The sequence below is a fragment of the Streptomyces sp. NPDC001231 genome (assembly GCF_042896885.1).
Lineage (GTDB): Bacteria > Actinomycetota > Actinomycetes > Streptomycetales > Streptomycetaceae > Streptomyces.
Genome location: NZ_JBIAXS010000001.1, coordinates 584,240 through 600,672 on the forward strand (window position 1 = coordinate 584,240; position 16,433 = coordinate 600,672).

General features: G+C 72.0%; 13 protein-coding genes, 1 tRNA gene and 1 pseudogene. 6 read left to right on the top strand and 9 right to left on the bottom strand.

From position 1 onward, the window contains the following. Window positions 1-107: 107 nt before the first annotated feature. From ACFY3J_RS02570 to ACFY3J_RS02580, 3 genes are all read right to left on the bottom strand, one after another. Window positions 108-713 carry a lytic polysaccharide monooxygenase gene (locus tag ACFY3J_RS02570; RefSeq protein WP_384179306.1) on the bottom strand — a complete coding sequence of 202 codons (606 nt, stop codon included), beginning with the start codon at window positions 711-713 and terminating at the stop codon, window positions 108-110. A 132-nt stretch (window positions 714-845) separates the two neighbouring features. After that, window positions 846-1,991, bottom strand: a complete 1,146-nt coding sequence (locus tag ACFY3J_RS02575; protein ID WP_384179308.1) for an SPFH domain-containing protein — start codon at window positions 1,989-1,991, stop codon at window positions 846-848. A gap of 73 nt (window positions 1,992-2,064) precedes the next feature. Then, a complete protein-coding gene (locus ACFY3J_RS02580) occupies window positions 2,065-3,360 on the bottom strand; it encodes a peptidoglycan-binding protein (RefSeq protein WP_384179310.1) in 1,296 nt (431 codons plus the stop codon). Between the two features lie 186 nt (window positions 3,361-3,546). On the opposite strand from ACFY3J_RS02580, the gene ACFY3J_RS02585 reads away from it, so the two are divergent. The 3 genes from ACFY3J_RS02585 (at window position 3,547) to ACFY3J_RS02595 (ending at window position 8,088) form a co-directional block, all read left to right on the top strand. Then, window positions 3,547-3,623: transfer RNA gene (locus ACFY3J_RS02585), tRNA-Lys, on the top strand. 512 nt (window positions 3,624-4,135) lie between these two features. Further along, window positions 4,136-6,157 (top strand): glycosyltransferase family 2 protein, encoded by a 2,022-nt coding sequence (locus ACFY3J_RS02590; RefSeq protein ID WP_384179312.1) that lies wholly within the window; start codon window positions 4,136-4,138, stop codon window positions 6,155-6,157. Continuing rightward, the gene (locus tag ACFY3J_RS02595; protein WP_384179314.1) at window positions 6,154-8,088 is read left to right on the top strand and encodes a galactose oxidase-like domain-containing protein; all 1,935 of its coding nucleotides are present in this window, start codon (window positions 6,154-6,156) and stop codon (window positions 8,086-8,088) included. The genes ACFY3J_RS02590 and ACFY3J_RS02595 overlap by 4 nt, the downstream gene beginning before the upstream one ends. Before the next feature lie 96 nt (window positions 8,089-8,184). Here ACFY3J_RS02595 and ACFY3J_RS02600 read toward each other — a convergent pair whose 3' ends face one another. The 6 genes and pseudogenes from ACFY3J_RS02600 to ACFY3J_RS02625 all read right to left on the bottom strand — a co-directional run bounded on the left by ACFY3J_RS02600 (window position 8,185) and on the right by ACFY3J_RS02625 (window position 13,486). After that, the gene (locus tag ACFY3J_RS02600) at window positions 8,185-9,213 is read right to left on the bottom strand and encodes a glycoside hydrolase family 6 protein (protein ID WP_384179316.1); all 1,029 of its coding nucleotides are present in this window, start codon (window positions 9,211-9,213) and stop codon (window positions 8,185-8,187) included. 149 nt (window positions 9,214-9,362) lie between these two features. Beyond that, window positions 9,363-10,034, bottom strand: coding sequence for a sortase domain-bontaining protein (locus ACFY3J_RS02605; RefSeq protein WP_384179318.1), 672 nt, complete (start codon window positions 10,032-10,034; stop codon window positions 9,363-9,365). 13 nt (window positions 10,035-10,047) lie between these two features. Continuing rightward, entirely contained in the window at window positions 10,048-10,458 is a 411-nt protein-coding gene (locus ACFY3J_RS02610) for a hypothetical protein (RefSeq protein ID WP_384179320.1), read from the bottom strand. Between the two features lie 120 nt (window positions 10,459-10,578). After that, on the bottom strand, window positions 10,579-11,358 hold the full coding sequence (locus ACFY3J_RS02615; RefSeq protein ID WP_141360614.1) for an HAD-IIA family hydrolase: 780 nt from the start codon (window positions 11,356-11,358) through the stop codon (window positions 10,579-10,581). A gap of 301 nt (window positions 11,359-11,659) precedes the next feature. Continuing rightward, window positions 11,660-12,112: pseudogene (locus ACFY3J_RS02620) on the bottom strand (GntR family transcriptional regulator); the annotation flags it as partial. Between the two features lie 207 nt (window positions 12,113-12,319). After that, window positions 12,320-13,486, bottom strand: a complete 1,167-nt coding sequence (locus tag ACFY3J_RS02625) for an ROK family protein (protein ID WP_390839952.1) — start codon at window positions 13,484-13,486, stop codon at window positions 12,320-12,322. Window positions 13,487-13,542: 56 nt separating this feature from the next. Here ACFY3J_RS02625 and ACFY3J_RS02630 point away from each other — a divergent pair, with 56 nt between their 5' ends. The 3 genes from ACFY3J_RS02630 (at window position 13,543) to ACFY3J_RS02640 (ending at window position 16,323) form a co-directional block, all read left to right on the top strand. Then, complete coding sequence (locus ACFY3J_RS02630; RefSeq protein WP_384179324.1) at window positions 13,543-14,613, top strand: Gfo/Idh/MocA family oxidoreductase; 1,071 nt, start codon at window positions 13,543-13,545, stop codon at window positions 14,611-14,613. Continuing rightward, on the top strand, window positions 14,610-15,101 hold the full coding sequence (locus ACFY3J_RS02635) for a heme-degrading domain-containing protein (RefSeq protein ID WP_384179326.1): 492 nt from the start codon (window positions 14,610-14,612) through the stop codon (window positions 15,099-15,101). The genes ACFY3J_RS02630 and ACFY3J_RS02635 overlap by 4 nt, the downstream gene beginning before the upstream one ends. A 319-nt stretch (window positions 15,102-15,420) precedes the next feature. Beyond that, window positions 15,421-16,323 carry an LLM class F420-dependent oxidoreductase gene (locus ACFY3J_RS02640; protein WP_390839954.1) on the top strand — a complete coding sequence of 301 codons (903 nt, stop codon included), beginning with the start codon at window positions 15,421-15,423 and terminating at the stop codon, window positions 16,321-16,323. Window positions 16,324-16,433: the final 110 nt, after the last annotated feature.

Sequence of the window (16,433 nt, forward strand, 5' to 3'; positions counted from 1 at the left end):
CCGAACTCCGGCGCCGCCGTGATCGGCCGGCGTGGGGGGAATCTACCCACGCCGACCGGTCCGGTGGCTCAGGGAATGCTCAGATCGGGGAACGCCCGGATCGACGCTCAGAACGTGACGTCGGAGCAGGCGTAGAACGCGTTGCCCGTGTCGGCGATCGTCCAGACCGCGAGGATGACGTGGTGGCCGCTCAGTCCGGTGGGGAGGGTGCCGCTGTGGCTGAGGGTGGCCGGCGGGCGCTGTCCGCCGTAGGGCACGGTCAGGAACGGGGTCGTGTTGAGGTCGGCGCGGGTCAGGGCGTGGTTCTGGTTCCAGCCCTGCTTGGTCACGTAGTACTTGAAGTCCGTCGTGGCGTGCATGGCCGTGAACTGCCAGCGGAAGGTGTAGCTCTGGCCGCCGTTGACCTTGGTGGTCGGCCAGGCGCCGCCCGAGGGGGTCTTGGGGCTGTCGAGCTGGCTGAACCGGGTGTTGTTCCCGGAACAGAGCCGTCCGTCGGCCGCCCCGGAGGCCGGGAAGCCCTTCGGGCCCTCGACGCTCTGCGGCTCCCACTGGATGTCGCCGCAGTTGGCGACGGTTCCGTTGTTGCAGAGCTTCTGCCGGCTGATGGGCAGGTCGGTGTAGCCGTGGCTGCTGGCGCCGCCGGTGGAGAGCACGAAGGCTCCGGCGGTCGTGAGGCCGAGCACGGCTGCGGAGATCTTGGCCTTGGTGCGCATACTGCCGCTCCTGGAGACGTGGGGGAGGTTCAGTGAGCTGTGCAGGTCTAGACCAAGTTCAGGCTATTGCCGTTACTTGAACATGTCCATACCAAAGGCACGCCCTCCCCCGTCCCCGTCACACCGTCCCCGTCACGGCCCCGGTTCCCGGCCTCCCGCGCAGAACGCCACCGCCAAGTCCCGTACCAGCAGCTTGCGCTCGTAGTCGTCGAGATCGACAAGACCCCTGGTGGTCAGCCGGGTCACCGTGTCCTCCACCGAGTCCACCACCGAGGTGAGCATGCTCGCCCGGTGCCGCGCGTCCAGTGCGGCGACGCTGCGCCGGTGCATGGCGGCGGCGACCTCCGGCGCGTACTCGACCCGGACCGGCTGGACCGAGAACACCTCCAGACCGACCGGCGCCACCTCCCGCTTCACCAGCCGGGTCAGCGTGTCCGCGGTGGCCGCCGTCCCCCGCGCGCCGCCCGGCGGGTCCACCGGCACCCGGGCCAGCGCCCCCTCGACGCACTCACGCAGATAGGTCTCGTGGTCATCGATCCCGAGCGTGGCCCGCGCGGTGTCCCGGACCCGCCACACCACCAGCGCCACCACCCGCAGCGCGACCCCGCCCGCGGCGGCGGCCGACATCGGCTCGCTGCGCCAGTGCCGCAGCCGGACGTCGACCCGGCGGCGCGGCATCAGCGGATTGAGCCACAGCAGCCCGGTGCGCCGGACGGTCCCCCGGTAGCGGCCGAACAGGCCGAGCACCCAGGCCCGCCCGGTCCGGCCCCGGGCCAGCCCGCCGAAGCCGAACAGGGCGAGCGCCCCCGCCCCGGCGTACGCGGCCCACTGCGGGGCGCCGAGTCCGGCGCCCGTGGACGCCGGCAGCCCCAGCACGTGCGTCGCGATGCCCGGCAGCACCCCCGCCCACCACGAGGTGAGCACACAGCCCGCCGCCCCGCAGGCCCCGGCCAGCACCCCGGCCGCCCCGGGCAGCACCGACGCCGGGCGCTCCACCAGGTCGGAGTCCATCTCCGGCACCGGGCGGGCCGGCGCGGGCGCCCGGCGCCCGTGCCCCAGCCGCGGCTGCTCGCCGGTGCCCTCCCCGCTGCCCACCACCGCGGGCGTGACCGGCAGCGGGACCGTGTCGGCGTCGTCGCGGAACAGCAGATGGACGGGGATCTCCGTGGTCCCCTCGTTGTGGATGAGCCGGGGGACGCAGCGGCCCGCCCAGCCGTCCGGGGCCATCATCGCCTCGCGCCCGTTGTATTCGGGTGTGGGGGACGTGGTCGTACTCATACCTGCCTCCAGCCTCCGCGCCAGATGGTTCAGACGTTCGTACGGTGGATCGGCGGCCCCTCCGGGACCGCGGTCATGCGAAGAGCCGGCGCCAGGTCTCGCGCCCCGGCCGGCCGTCCGCAGCGCCGCCCCGCCACCCCTGGGCGCGCTGGAAGGCCTCGACGGCCCGCCGGTCCGCGTCCGACCAGCGCGGCCCCGGCCCGCTGGTGTAGAACCGGCCGTACCCCTTCCTCACCAGCTGCCGACCCAGCTCGGTGACGTACCGGTTGTCGGCACCGGGCCGGAACATCCCCCGCCCCGGATAGGCGGGCACCCCGTGCGAGGCGGGGGCCGCGGCCTTGATGTCCTTGCCCTTCCCGGTCACCAGCAGCTGCCATGTCCCCGGCCCCGGCAGCCCGTCCGCGGCCGCCCCGGTCCAGCCCTGGGCCCGCTGGAAGGCCTGGGTGGCCCGCCGGTCCGCCTCCGACCAGCGAGAGCCGGGCCCCTTGGCGTAGTAGGAGGCGCCGCCACGGGCGGCGAGCATCCGGCCGAGCCGGGTGACATGGGGGTTGTTGGCGCCGGGGCCGAAGTACGCCGCTCCCGGGTACGGCGCGGGCGGCGCCGCGGCGGGACCGGCCGCGCCCCGGGTGACGCCCTTGTACCGGTAGGGGACGTAGCGCTTGGAGTTGGTCCAGTACGCGTACGGGGTGGTCCTGCTGCGGGCATGCGGCGGCGCCTGCTCGTAGGCGATGTAGGCGGTGTGCCGCTGGTCGGTCCAGCCACCGAAGAGCACCACGTGTGAGCCCTTCTGAGGGTTGTCGGGATTGTGGAAGAGGAGGATGTCGCCGGGTTGGAGCTGCCCCTTGGTGATCCGCACCGCGTACTGGCCGAGGCTGCCTGTCCACTCGTTGCGCGGCAGGTTCCAGGCCATCGAGACGAAGCCGGAGCAGTCCTGGCGGTATCCGTCGCGCCAGAAGCGGCTCATGCTGTACGGCACCCGGGCGTCCAGCCACTTCCTGGCCCGGCTGACGATCTGCGACCGGGTGGTGGCGCCGATCACGATCTGCTCCCCCGCCTTGACCGGCCCGCCCGGCCCGAACAACGCGCCCGCGACGCCCTGCGGGGTCTCCGTCTCGTCGGCCGAGGACCGGGTGTCCGGCGGCCCGGGTGTCCGGCCGGCGGTGTGGATGGCTGCCGCCGCCGGTGGCGCATGGCCCACGCCGAGGACGGCGGCGGCGGTGACGGCCGCCACGACCAGCGCGCGATGCGCGGCGGCCGGACGGACCGGGGTGCGGGCGGCCGGGGAGCGGGAGGGGCCACGCCCGCTCACGCGCCCGGGGCAGTCGCAGTCGCTCGCGGGGTCGATGTCCTCGAACACCGGAGACTTCATGCGATCTTCCTCACACTTAATCAGTACATATCCGGATCTGTGCACGTTGATCATTGCCACAACTGTCCACCGGACGCGAACATTGACGGTCCGAATGATGTACAGGACGGCTCCACTGGCCCCGCCCACCAGGCGCGGATGGTCGGGGGACCTCCGGAGGTCATGTAAAGTGAACGGTGTCAGCAGGCGCCGCTAGCTCAGTTGGTTAGAGCAGCTGACTCTTAATCAGCGGGTCCGGGGTTCGAGTCCCTGGCGGCGCACCACGACGAAGGCGAGCCCGGTCCTGTGGACCGGGCTCGCCTTCACCTTTTGCCGGTTCCTCCCGTCCCGGCTGAACACCTCTCCCGTCTCAGCCGTACAGAAGAGCGGGCGGCGCAGGGTGTCGAACCCCTCGTCGCACCCCCTCTCCGCAATGCGCGCGTATGGCCGGTAAACTCCGAGTTTCGCGTCTTGCGATCATGCTGAACACCGTAGAACCCTGGATGTCAAGCTGCTGCCCTTTGGCGGCGCTTGGGGGGTGTTGGGGATGTTGGGGGGTGTTGGGGGTTGCAGGAGCCGGTTGCCCGGCCGCGCGGTGAGCTGTGACTCCCGCGCGTCGACGGCCGCCGCGGGGGGCGGCCATGCAACCGGCGGGCCGCGGTGCCGTGTCTCCGAGGTGGGACCGACCTGGTGACCCGCGGCCGGGCACGCAAACGTCCGTGACGGGCCGAGGGGGGCCTCGAACAGACGAAGGAACCGACGAACACGCGCTCGCATGCGTGTGGGGGGATGAGTCATGACGTCGACGCCGACGGGCGCCCGGCACGAATCCGATCCTTCTGAGACGACCCGGCCAAGAGCGCCGGGACACCGCACCGGCACCACGGGGACGTTCCGCAGAATCAAGAAGTCCCTGCCGAAATACGACTACGAGCACTACAGCCGGCTGGCCGGCCCCCTCACCGAACCCGACCCGGACAAGCCGTACACGGTGCAGTACCGCTCGCTGATCTCGCAGGAGCCGCACCGTATCCGGGTCGCGCTGATGCTCGCCGCCGCGCCGCTGCTGTCGCTGGTCCTGCTGGCCTGGCTGCTCCAGCCCAAGCACTGGACCGAACGCGACTACCCGGCCTACGACTTCCTGCCGGCCCTCGACGCGGTGATGCTGGTCTCGATCGGCCTGATCGAGTTCTTCCGCTGCATGAACGTGCTGTCCAACGCGCACGCCACCCTGGTCGCCCGGGACCCGGTCCCGGTGGTGCCCGAGACCGGCACGCGGGTCGCGTTCCTGACCTCCTTCGTGCCCGGCAAGGAACCTCTGGAGATGGTGACCAAGACCCTGGAGGCCGCCGTACGGCTGCGTCACCGGGGCCTGTTGCACGTCTGGCTGCTCGACGAGGGCGACGACCCCGAGGTGAAGGAGGTCTGCGCGCGCCTGGGCGTCCACCACTTCAGCCGCAAGGGCGTCGCACGCTGGAACCAGGCCAAGGGCCCGCACCGCGCCAAGACCAAGCACGGCAACTACAACGCCTGGCTCCAGGCGCACGGCGACGACTACGACTTCTTCGCCTCCGTCGACACCGACCACGTGCCCCTGCCCAACTACCTGGAGCGGATGCTGGGGTACTTCCGCGACCCCGACGTCGGCTTCGTGATCGGCCCGCAGGTCTACGGCAACTACGACACGTTCGTCACCAAGGCGGCCGAGTCGCAGCAGTTCCTCTTCCACGCGCTGATCCAGCGGGCCGGCAACCGCTACGGCGCGCCGATGTTCGTCGGCACCTCGAACGCCGTGCGGATCAAGGCGCTCAAGCAGATCGGCGGCCTGTACGACTCGATCACCGAGGACATGGCCACCGGCTTCGAGATGCACCGCGCCAAGAACCCGGCGACCGGCCGCAAGTGGAGGTCGGTCTACACCCCGGACGTGCTCGCGGTCGGCGAGGGCCCGAACGCCTGGACGGATTTCTTCACCCAGCAGCTGCGCTGGTCGCGAGGCACCTACGAGACGATCCTCAAGCAGTACTGGAAGGGCTTCGGCACCCTGCCGCCGGCCAAGCTCTTCAACTACACGATGATGATCATCTTCTACCCGATGTCCGCCCTCAACTGGATCCTGGCGGCGCTGAGCTGCGCGCTGTTCCTGGGCCTCGGCGCCTCGGGCGTGAACATCGACCCGACCGTGTGGCTGATGCTGTACGGCAACGCCTCGGCGCTCCAGATCGGCCTGTACGTCTGGAACCGTCGGCACAATGTCTCGCCGCACGAGCCGGAGGGCTCCGGCGGGGTGGCCGGCATGGTGATGTCGGCGCTGTCCGCGCCGGTCTACGCGCGCTCGCTGATGGACGCCGTGCTGCGGCGCAAGAGCAAGTTCGTGGTGACCCCGAAGGGCGAGTCGGCGAGCCCCGACACGCTGTTCGGGACGTTCCGCATCCACTGGTTCTTCATCCTGGTCTTCGGCGGCTCGCTCGTCGCGGGTTTCGCCCTCGGGCACTCCCACCCGGCGATGATCACCTGGGCCACGTTCGCCATGCTCATCACCGCCGCACCGATCTTCGCCTGGCGGTGGACGCTGCGGCAGGAGCGACGCCGGCAGACGTCCGCGGCCGCCGCTCCGGAGCCGCGGGACGCGGTCCCGGCACACCCCCACCGGGCGCACACTCCGGCCCAGGGGATGCCGGTCCCGGTGGCGGAGGTACCGCCGGGAGCGCCGGGCGGCGCGGGGCAGCAGGGGCCGAGTTGGGCCGGAACGGATGGAACGACGGGCGAGCACACCATGCAGATCGCCCTCGGTGGACTGGGGGGACGTAAGGAATGAAGGACCAGGCCGGCCTCCGGCGCGCCCGACGGCTCGGGATCGGCGCGGTGGTGGTAGTCGCTCTGGCCGGAATGAACGGGCCGTGGCTCTACCGCTTCGGCACGGAGCGCTACCACCAGTACAAGATCAACAAGCCCGAGTACAAGGCCGAGAACGGCCACTGGGAGATCGTCGAGTTCCCCGAGGAGTACCGGCAGAACACCATCCACGCCGTGCTGCTGCACACGGGCAAGGTGCTGATGGTCGCGGGCTCCGGCAACAACAAGAAGAACTTCGACGCCCGGCAGTTCGACACCCGTATCTGGGACCCGGTCAAGGGCACCGTCAAGAAGGTGCCCACGCCCGAGGACCTGTTCTGCACGGGCCACACCCAGCTCGCCGACGGCAACATCCTGATCGCCGGCGGCACCAAGCGGTACGAGAAGCTCCAGGGCGACGTCACCAAGGCCGGCGGCCTGATGATCGTCCACAACGAGAACCCGGACAAGCCGATCACGCTGCCCGCGGGCACGAGGTTCACGGGCGGGGAGAACGGCAAGACGTTCGTCTCCAAGGACCCGGTGCTGGTGCCGCGCGCCAAGAAGAACTTCGACCAGGCCGGCAGGTTCCTGGGCAACAGCCCGGGCCTGGGCCGCATCTACGTCGAGGCGCAGAAGAGCGGCGCCCGGTACGAGACGGGCACCCAGGACAACTACCGGATCCAGGGCCTGTCCGGCGACGACACCCGCAACACCTACGGCATCGCGGAGAAGCTCGCCCTGGACAAGAAGGACTTCCAGGGGATCCGGGACGCCTACGAGTTCGACCCGGTCGCCGAGAAGTACATCAAGGTCGACCCGATGAACGAGGCCCGCTGGTACCCGACGCTCGCCACCCTGAGCGACGGGAAGATCCTCAGCGTCTCCGGCCTCGACGACATCGGCCAGCTGGTCCCGGGCAAGAACGAGGTCTTCGACCCCAAGACCAAGAAGTGGACGTACACGCCGAAGGTCCGTCAGTTCCCGACCTACCCGGCGCTGTTCCTGCTGCAGAACGGCAAGCTGTTCTACTCCGGATCCAACGCGGGCTACGGACCGGCCGACGTGGGCCGCGACCCGGGCGTCTGGGACGTGGACACCAACAAGTTCACCGAGCTGCCCGGCCTGAGCGACGCGCAGATGATGGAGACCTCCGGCACGGTCCTGCTGCCGCCCGCGCAGGACGAGCGGTTCATGGTGATCGGCGGCGGCGGGGTCGGCGAGTCCCAGCTGGCCAGCAGGAAGACCCGCATCATCGACCTGAAGGCGAAGAACCCGCGCTTCACGGACGGTCCGACGCTGGAGAAGGGCACCCGCTACCCGCAGTCCTCGGTCCTGCCCGACGACTCCATCCTGGTCTCGGGCGGCTCCGAGGACTACCGGGGCCGCGGCGACTCCAACATCCTCCAGGCCAGGCTCTACGACCCGGGGAGCAACACCTTCAAGCGGGTCGCCGACCCGCTGGTGGGCCGCAACTACCACGCCGGCTCGATCCTGCTGCCGGACGGCCGGGTGATGTTCTTCGGCTCCGACTCGCTCTTCGGCGACAAGGCCAACACCAAGCCCGGCACGTTCGAGCAGCGCGTCGAGATCTACACGCCGCCATATCTGTACCGGGACGCGCGGCCCTCCCTGTCGGGCGGCCCGCGGACCATCGCCCGGGGCGCCTCCGGCACGTTCACCTCGCAGCACGCCGGCACGATCAAGAAGGTCCGGCTGATCCGCCCGAGTGCCTCCACGCATGTCACCGACGTCGACCAGCGCTCGATCGCGCTGGACTTCACCACGTCCGGCGACAAGATCACGGTGACGGTGCCGGGAAGCCGGAACCTGGTGCAGTCGGGGTGGTACATGCTGTTCGTCGACGACGACCAGGGGACGCCGAGCGAGGCGCAGTGGGTGAAGGTCCCGTAGCGGGCCGGGGCCCGGGAGCAGCCGAGGTCCCGTGACCGCATGCACTCAGGGGCGCCCTCCCTCCAGGGGGGCGCCCCAAGTCGTGTCCCGGGCCCTCTACTTGCTGGCCCTCGCCAGCTTCAGCGCGTAGTCGGCCCACCAGTCCCCCGCCTTCGGGCCGCCCTTGCAGGTGCCGTCGGACTCGCCCGGCCGCTTGACCCACAGGTAGGCGTCGGCCAGCGGGTCGGCCGTCCTCGTCGTGGGTGTCTCGCCGAGTGCCCGGCCGGGCGGGTTGCACCAGCGCTCGCCCGGATCCCCGCCGTCGTAGGGGCCGTTGCCGTTGCGGCTGGTGTCGACGACGAAGTGCTTGCCGCCCAGCTTGGCGGACAACTGCTTGCCGTAGGCGAGGGATTCCTGGGTGGAGTAGAAGTTGGAGACGTTGACCGCGAAGCCGTCGGCCCGGTCCGCGCCCGCGCGGCGCAGCGGCTCGAAGATCTGGTCGGGATGGCCCCAGCCCGCGTTGCCCGCGTCCACGTACACCTTGGTGCTCTTCAGGGACTTGAGTCGTTCGACCGCGCCCTTGAGCAGGTCGTAGCGCTCGTCATGGAACTCCTCCGGGGTGCAGCCGTCCACCAGGTGCAGCAGGGCGTCCGGTTCCAGGACCACCGTGGCCGGGCGGTCGCCGATGCCCCGGGCCACGCCGTCCACCCAGGAGCGGTAGGCGTCCCCGTCGGCGGCGCCGCCCTGCGAGTACTGGCCGCAGTCGCGGTGCGGGATGTTGTAGAGGACGAGCAGCGCGGTGCGGCCCGCCTTGTCGGCGGCCTCGGTGAAGCCGCGGGCCTCCTGCTCGGGGTTCTCCGGGCCGATCCACTCGCCGGTCGGCTGACCGGCGATCTTCCGGATCTGCTCGGCGTCGGCCTTCTTCCCGGCCTTGAGGTAGGCGGCGACCTGACGGGCCGCCCTGCTGTCCGGGTTGACCCAGAAAGGGTCGGCTTCCTTGGGCTGTTGGGTGATCCCGGCGCCGTCGTCCTTGTCGCCGCCCCCGGAGGTGCACCCGGCGGCCAGCAGTGCCGCCCCCAGCACCGCCGCGGACGCCCGGACCCCTGCCGCACGGGCACGCGAGAGGGCCCCCCTCATGCCGTACATGCCTTCCCCCTTGGTGCGCTCGGCCGGGTTCCATGCTGTCACAGGTCACGGGTCGTCCGAGGCCTCAAAGTCCCATAAGGAAGGGTTCGTCGGCGGGACCGGTGGCGGTGGCGGGGCGGTGGTGGCCGTGACCTCACGGGCCGGTGGCCTCAATGGCCGGTACCCGTGAGGTACGCCGACACGACCACGTGCGCGGCGCAGGCGCGGCTCGCCGCGTCGACGGTGCCGCCGCAGCCGATCAGCCGCAGTTCGGCGCGGCCCGGCTTCGGTGCTCCGGACGCCTGCCGGACGTCGAGCCGGTCGCCGGTCAGGACCTTGACGTCGTCGACCGTGAAGTCGGCGACGCTGCCGTCGTCCCGGACCACCCGGACCGCCTCGCCGGGCCGCAGCGAGCCGATCCGGTCGAACGCCCCCGGCCGGCTCCCGGCGCCGAGGTCGCCCACCAGCAGCGCGGTCCCGGACGCCCCCGGTTTCACCCCGGCGCCGTACCAGCCGACCGTGCCGGCCTGGTCCGCCGGCGGCGGTTCGACCGCGCCCTGCGCGTCCAGGCCGCGGGCCACCACCGGCGCCCGCACCCCCAGACCGGGGATGTCCAGGCGCCGCGGCGGGGCGTCGGTCAGCGGGCCGGCCGCCGAGGGCAGCCGGTCCGCGGAGGGCCGGCCGGCCGCGGCCATGTCCCCGGTGGCCGACGGCGCCAGGGACTCCCGCACGTCGGTCAGATCGCGTCCCCACAGCCAGAGCCCGAGCAGCAGCACCACCCAGGCAAGGCCGGCCAGGAGGCGGCCGGTGCAGCGGGAGCGGGTGCCGTCGTGGTCGGACATGCCGATCCCGCCCTCAGTGCGATCCGCGGCCGCGGCGGCCGCGCCGGCCGTCCCCGGCTCGGGTCGTACCGCGCGCCCGGGGAAGGAGGAGGACGGCAGCCCCGGCGGCTCCCGCGAGCACCAGCCCGGTCACCGCGTGCGCCGTGCCGGGCGCGGGCGGAGCAGCCGCCGCCGGGGCGGTGGTGTCCCCGGGGGTCCGGGTGGCCGGAACGAATGCCGTGGGTGGAGTGGGTGGCGTGCGTGGCGGGCTCGGGGAAGCCGAGGCGGTGGGCGGCTTCGGCGGCGGTACGACGGCGAGGGTGCCCGGAGCCGCCGGGGCACCGGGCAGAACCGGACCGCCCGTACCGACCGTGCCGTCCACCCCGTCGGCCGCTGGGACGAGGGCGGCGGCCGCCAGGAGTCCCGTGCAGAGTGTGAGGCGCAATGGACCCATCGTGAAACCTCCGCTATCAGGAGACTCCCGACGGGCCACGGCCGCATCCGCTGCGAAACCGCGCTGCTCCGAATGGGTGAGAAGGGTCGGTGGGCGGGACAGCCGGGGTTCTCAGATCCGCTCGACGAGGTCCGCGATCGAGTCGACGACGTGGGACGGCCGGAACGGGTAGCGGTCGATGTCCTTCGCCTGCGTGACACCGGTGAGGACCAGGAACGTCCGCATCCCGGCCTCCAGGCCCGCGAGCACGTCGGTGTCCATACGGTCGCCGATCATGGCGGAGGTCTCCGAGTGGGCCCCGATCGCGTTCAGCCCGGCGCGCATCATCAGCGGGTTGGGCTTGCCGATGAAGTACGGCTTCCGGCCGGTCGCCGCGGTGATCAGGGCGGCGACCGAGCCGGTCGCGGGCAGGGCGCCCTCGGCGGAGGGGCCCACGTTGTCCGGGTTGGTGGCGATGAACCGGGCGCCGTCGTTGATCAGCCGCACGGCCTTCGTCATGGCCTCGAACGAGTACGTCCGGGTCTCCCCCAGGATCACGAAGTCGGGGTCGTGGTCGGTCAGGACGTAGCCGATGTCGTGCAGCGCGGTGGTCAGGCCGGCCTCGCCGATGACGTAGGCGCTGCCGCCGGGCCGCTGGTCGTCGAGGAACTGGGCGGTGGCCAGGGCGGACGTCCAGATGTTCTCCATCGGCACGTCCAGGCCCATGCGCTGCAGGCGGGCGTGCAGGTCGCGCTGGGTGTAGATGGAGTTGTTGGTCAGCACCAGGAACGGCAGGCCGGACTCACGCAGCTTCTTCAGGAAGGCGTCGGCACCGGGGATCGGAACACCCTCGTGGATCAGGACACCGTCCATGTCGGTGAGCCACGACTCGATGGGCTTGCGGTCTGCCATGTGCTTCGGCCTCCTGCCGTACGCGCGCTTGCGTGAGTCCAGCCTAGTCAGTGGCCGGATCTTGCCGGAGGCCGGTTCAGCTACCGGTGGCTTGCTTCCACACCTCGACGTACGTCGTGAGGTTCTTGTCGATGTCGTTCCAGTCCGGCGTGAACACACCTCCACGCCCTCCATCAGCTTCTTCAGGTCCATCGCGTTGGTGTCGTCGGCCTTGACGTCCTGGCGGACGCTGAAGCCGCCGCCGATCTCGCTGACCTGCTGCTGTGCCTGCCGGCCGAGCATGTAGTCCAGGAGCTTCCTGCCGTTGGCGTCGCGCGAGGAGCACGCGCTCCAGGTGCCAGACAGGTTCGCCGCGGGTGAGTCCCGTCTCGGCGGCGAGGGGGTCCGGACAGGGGAAGCGGTCCAGGGTGACGAGGGAGCGTCCGGGGGTGCGGCCCTGCCGCCGTACGCCTTCGGTGTAGCTGACCAGGGACAGCGGCTGTTCCAGCTTGGGGTCCGCGACGACCGTGCCGCGGCCCCGGCGTCGCAGCTTGCCCTCCAGGATGAGCTCGCGCACCGCCTGCCGCACGGTCTCGCGGGCGACCCCGTACTCCTCGGACAGATCGCGCTCGGTCGGGATCGGCCGGCCCTCCCCCAGTTCGCCGATGAGGTCGTCGATCCTCGCCTTCACCGCGTAGTACTAGGGGATCCGGCCGTGCTCCGGGATGCCGGAGCGCACCGGGGCGCCGGGAGCCTGGTCGTTGGGATAGTCCACGCAAAGATCGTCACAGATCCCCCCGACGACCTCGGCGGCACCTCCGCCTCAGTCCCGGCACGCCCCGAGGCCGGACAGCGCGGCGGGGCAACCACCCCGGCACCGGACTCGAACCGTTTTACAAGTCACCTCGATCGACCCCGGTGGCATGTACGGCACGCGCGGACCCGGGCCGGGCATCGTCGGGTGCCTGTCGCCCGTCGCCCGTCAGCCGTCCCCCCGCCCGAACATCGGCGCCAGCAGCAGCTGTGCCGCGCCCTCCCCGACCCCCCGCTCGCCTCCCGGCGCGATCCGGACCGGCACCACGTCATCCGGCGCCCCCTCCCGCCGGGCCCGCGCCGCGAGCACCTCGGCCACGCCCGCCACGAACACCTCGGGCGCCGCCGCGACCGTACGGCCGCCGAGCAGCACCAACTCGATGTCCAGCAGGCCCACGAGGTTCGCGGCCCCGGCCCCCAGCACCCGTGCCGCCTCCGTGATCTCCCCCCGCTCCACGGCCGCCAGGCACAGTGCCTCGACACACCCCCGGTCCCCGCACCCGCACAGCGGACCGTCCAGCTGGATCACCTGGTGCCCGAACTCCCCCGCCCCGGTCCGTGCCCCCCGGTGCACGCTCCCCCCGATCACCAGCCCGGCCCCGAGCCCGGTACCGAGGTGCAGGTACGCGAACGAACGCCCCTCACCCGCGATCGCGAGCCCCAGCGCCGCCGCGTTCGTGTCCTTGTCGACCACGACAGGCACCCCGAGCCGCCGCGCGAGCGCGTCCCGCAACGGAAACCCGTCCCACTCCGGAAACCCGGTCACCCGATGCAACACCCCGCACCGATGATCAAGCGGCCCGGGCAACGCCACCCCGACCCCGACGAGGGACCCGGCATCGGCCGGCCCGGGACGGACCCTGAGTACGTCCCGCACCAGTCCCTCCACCTCGTGGGCCACCGTCGCCACGACGGATTCGGCGCCCGCGCCGAGGTCCAGTGGGCGACGGCGTTCGCCGGTCACCGTGCCGTTCAGGTCGACGACGACCACCCGGAGTTCGTCCCGGTCGACGTGGACTCCCACCGCGTGCCCCGCCTCCGGCACCAGTCGCAGCACCGTGCGGGGTTTGCCCCCCGTGGACGCCCGCCGTCCCGCCTCCGCCGCGAGGCCCCGCTGCCGCAGTCGCGCCGTGATCTTGCTGACCGCCTGCGGGGTCAGCCCGGTCCGCTCGGCGAGTTCCAGCCGGCTGATCCCCTCCGCGCCCGCCCCGCGCAGCAGGTCGAGCACCAGCGCGGTGTTGTGGCTGCGCAGGGCCAGCAGGTTCGCCCCCGCCGTCACCCTGCCCGTCACTCCCGAGACCGTCACCGCGTCCGCTCCGCCCTTCCCACTGTTCACCCCGCCATTCTCCCCCGCGCTTGCACTTCGGCAACAGCGTTGCGAAAGTAGGTGCCATGACTGGCACCCCCCTCCGCGTCGGCCTCGTCGGCTACGGCCTCGCCGGCTCCGTCTTCCACGCCCCGCTGATCGCCACGACAGAGGGCCTGACCCTGGACACGGTCGTCACCTCGAACCCGCGGCGGCAGGAACAGGCCCGCGCGGAGTTCCCGGACGTCCGTCTCGCCGCCGGCCCCGACGAACTGTTCGCCCGCGCCGGCGAGCTGGACCTGGTCGTCCTCGCGTCCCCGAACAAGACGCACGTCCCGCTCGCCACGGCCGCCCTGAAGGCGGGCCTGCCGGTGGTCGTGGACAAGCCGATCGCCGGGACCGCGGCCGAGGCCCGTGACCTCGCCGCCCTGGCCGACGAGCGCGGACTGCTCCTCTCCGTCTTCCAGAACCGCCGCTGGGACAACGACTTCCTCACCCTGCGCCGGCTGATCGCCGAGGGCGAACTGGGCGACGTATGGCGGTTCGAGTCCCGTTTCGAGCGCTGGCGTCCGCAGCCGAAGGGCGGCTGGCGCGAGTCCGGCGACCCCGCGGAGATCGGAGGTCTGCTGTACGACCTCGGCAGCCACGTGGTCGACCAGGCCCTGGTGCTGTTCGGCCCGGCCACCCAGGTGTACGCCGAGGCGGTGGTGCGTCGCACGGGCGCCGAGGCGGACGACGACACCTTCATCGCGCTCACCCACGCCAACGGCGTCCGTTCCCACCTCCACGTCTCCGCGACGGCCGCCCAACTCGGCCCCCGCTTCCGGGTGCTGGGCTCCCGGGCGGGCTACGTGAAGTACGGCCTGGACCCGCAGGAGGCCGCCCTGCGGGAAGGTACCCGCCCGGGCACCGAGGGCTGGGGCGCCGAGAACGACACCCTGTGGGGCCGCATCGGTTCCGGGGAGTCCCCGCTGACCGGCGGCGGCCGCCCCGTACCGACCCTGCCCGGCGACTACCCGGCGTACTACGCGGCCGTGGCCGCCGCCCTCCGCGACGGCGCCCCGAACCCGGTGACCGCCCGGGAGGCCGCCGACGCCCTCGACGTCCTGGAGGCGGCCCGCCGCTCGGCCCGCGACGGCGTGGCGGTGCGGCTGTGACGAACGACGTGCGCCCGACCCCCGAGACCACCCCGACCATCGAGGACCTGGAGGCGCAGGAACGCCGTCTGGTCCTCCCCCGCTTCACGTACGACGACGCCTGGGCGCTGGGCTCGCTGCTGGTGGAACTGGCACGGGAGCGCCGGGCCCCGGTCGCCGTCGACATCCACCGCGCGGGCCAGCAGCTCTTCCACGCGGCCCTGCCCGGCTCGACCCCCGACAACGACGCCTGGATCGCCCGCAAACGCCGCGTGGTGGAGCGCTACGGCTGCGCCTCCTACCTGGTCGGCGCCCGCTTCCGGGCCAAGGGCACGACCTTCGAGGCCTCCTCCCGCCTGGACCCGGACCTGTACGCGGCCCACGGCGGCTCGTTCCCGCTCCACGTCGAGGGCGCGGGCGTGATCGGCACGGTGACGGTCTCCGGCCTGCCGCAGCTCGAGGACCACCGGATGGTCGTGGAGGCACTGGAGCGGTTCCTGAACGCATAGCCGGGAAAGGCCCCGAGGCCGAAGTCGGCTCCTCGGGGCCCGGTCCCCGCCCGGCGCGGCGAAGAGTCGGCATCTCGGGTTCAGATACGCCGGAGCAGCGCGACCGCGCTGAAGGACGCCAACAGACCTATCGGGACCGGGAACGGGGAAGCACCGGGCCGGCGCGGGACCGAACCGGACAGAACGGCGATGATCCTGGCGTTCACGGTTACTGCTCTCGGGGGAAGCCGGGAGCCCTCCCGGGACGCCCCCCGGTGGGGATGTGCCGAACGCGTGACGATCAAGGCACTGCAACCCCCGTCCGGAGGGATCGAAACCGATGAGCGACACCACAGGCCCCGCGCGCCCCTTGCCGGAGACCATCGGCCGGTACGGCATCTGGAGCATCGGACTCCGCTCGGAGAACGCGGACCGGCGCACCGAACTCGCCGAGGCCACCGCCGAGTTGGAGGAACTCGGCTATGGAGCCGTCTGGCTGGGCGGCAACAGCACCGCCCGCAACGCCGCCCCGCTGATCGAGGCGACCGGGCGGATCGTCGTCGCCACCAGCATCCAGAGCGTCTGGCAGCAGGACGCCGCCGAGACCGCTGCGGAGTTCACCGCGCTGGAGGCCGCCCACCCCGGCCGCTTCGTGCTCGGACTCGGCGTGAGTCACGGCCCGCGCGTGCAGCAGTACCGGAAGCCGTACTCGACGATGGTCGGCTACCTGGACCGGCTCGACGAGTTCGACCGGTCCGGCGAGGGCGGCGTGCCCGCCGGGCGCCGGGTACTGGCCGCCCTCGGCCCCAGGATGCTCCGGCTCGCCCGGGACCGGGCGGCCGGCGCGATCCCGTACCTGGTCACGCCGGACCACACCGCGCAGGCCCGCGAGATCCTGGGCGGGACGACGCTGCTGGCACCGGAGTTCAAGGTCGTCCTGGAGACCGACCCGGCCCGCGCCCGCGCCGTGGCCCGCGAGTACCTCGCCCCCTATCTGGAGCTGCCGAACTACACCGACAACTTCCTGCGCCTCGGCTTCACCGACTCCGACGTCACCGGCGGCGGCAGCGACCGCCTGATCGACGCGGTGTTCGCCTGGGGCGAGGAGTCCCGGATCCGCGAGCGGATCGAGGCGTTCCACGCGGCAGGCGCCGACCACGTGGCACTCCAGGTGGTCGCCGACGGCCCGCGCGAGGCCCTGCCGCGGGAGGAGTGGCGCAGGCTGGCCTCCCTGCTGAAGTGAGCGGACCGGGCCACGGGGCACGGGGCTGTGCCGATAGTGCCGATATGCGGCTCCGCCGCGCGGGCACGGCGAGCCACGACGGCGCCGCGGGCCCGAAACCGTCCCCGGTT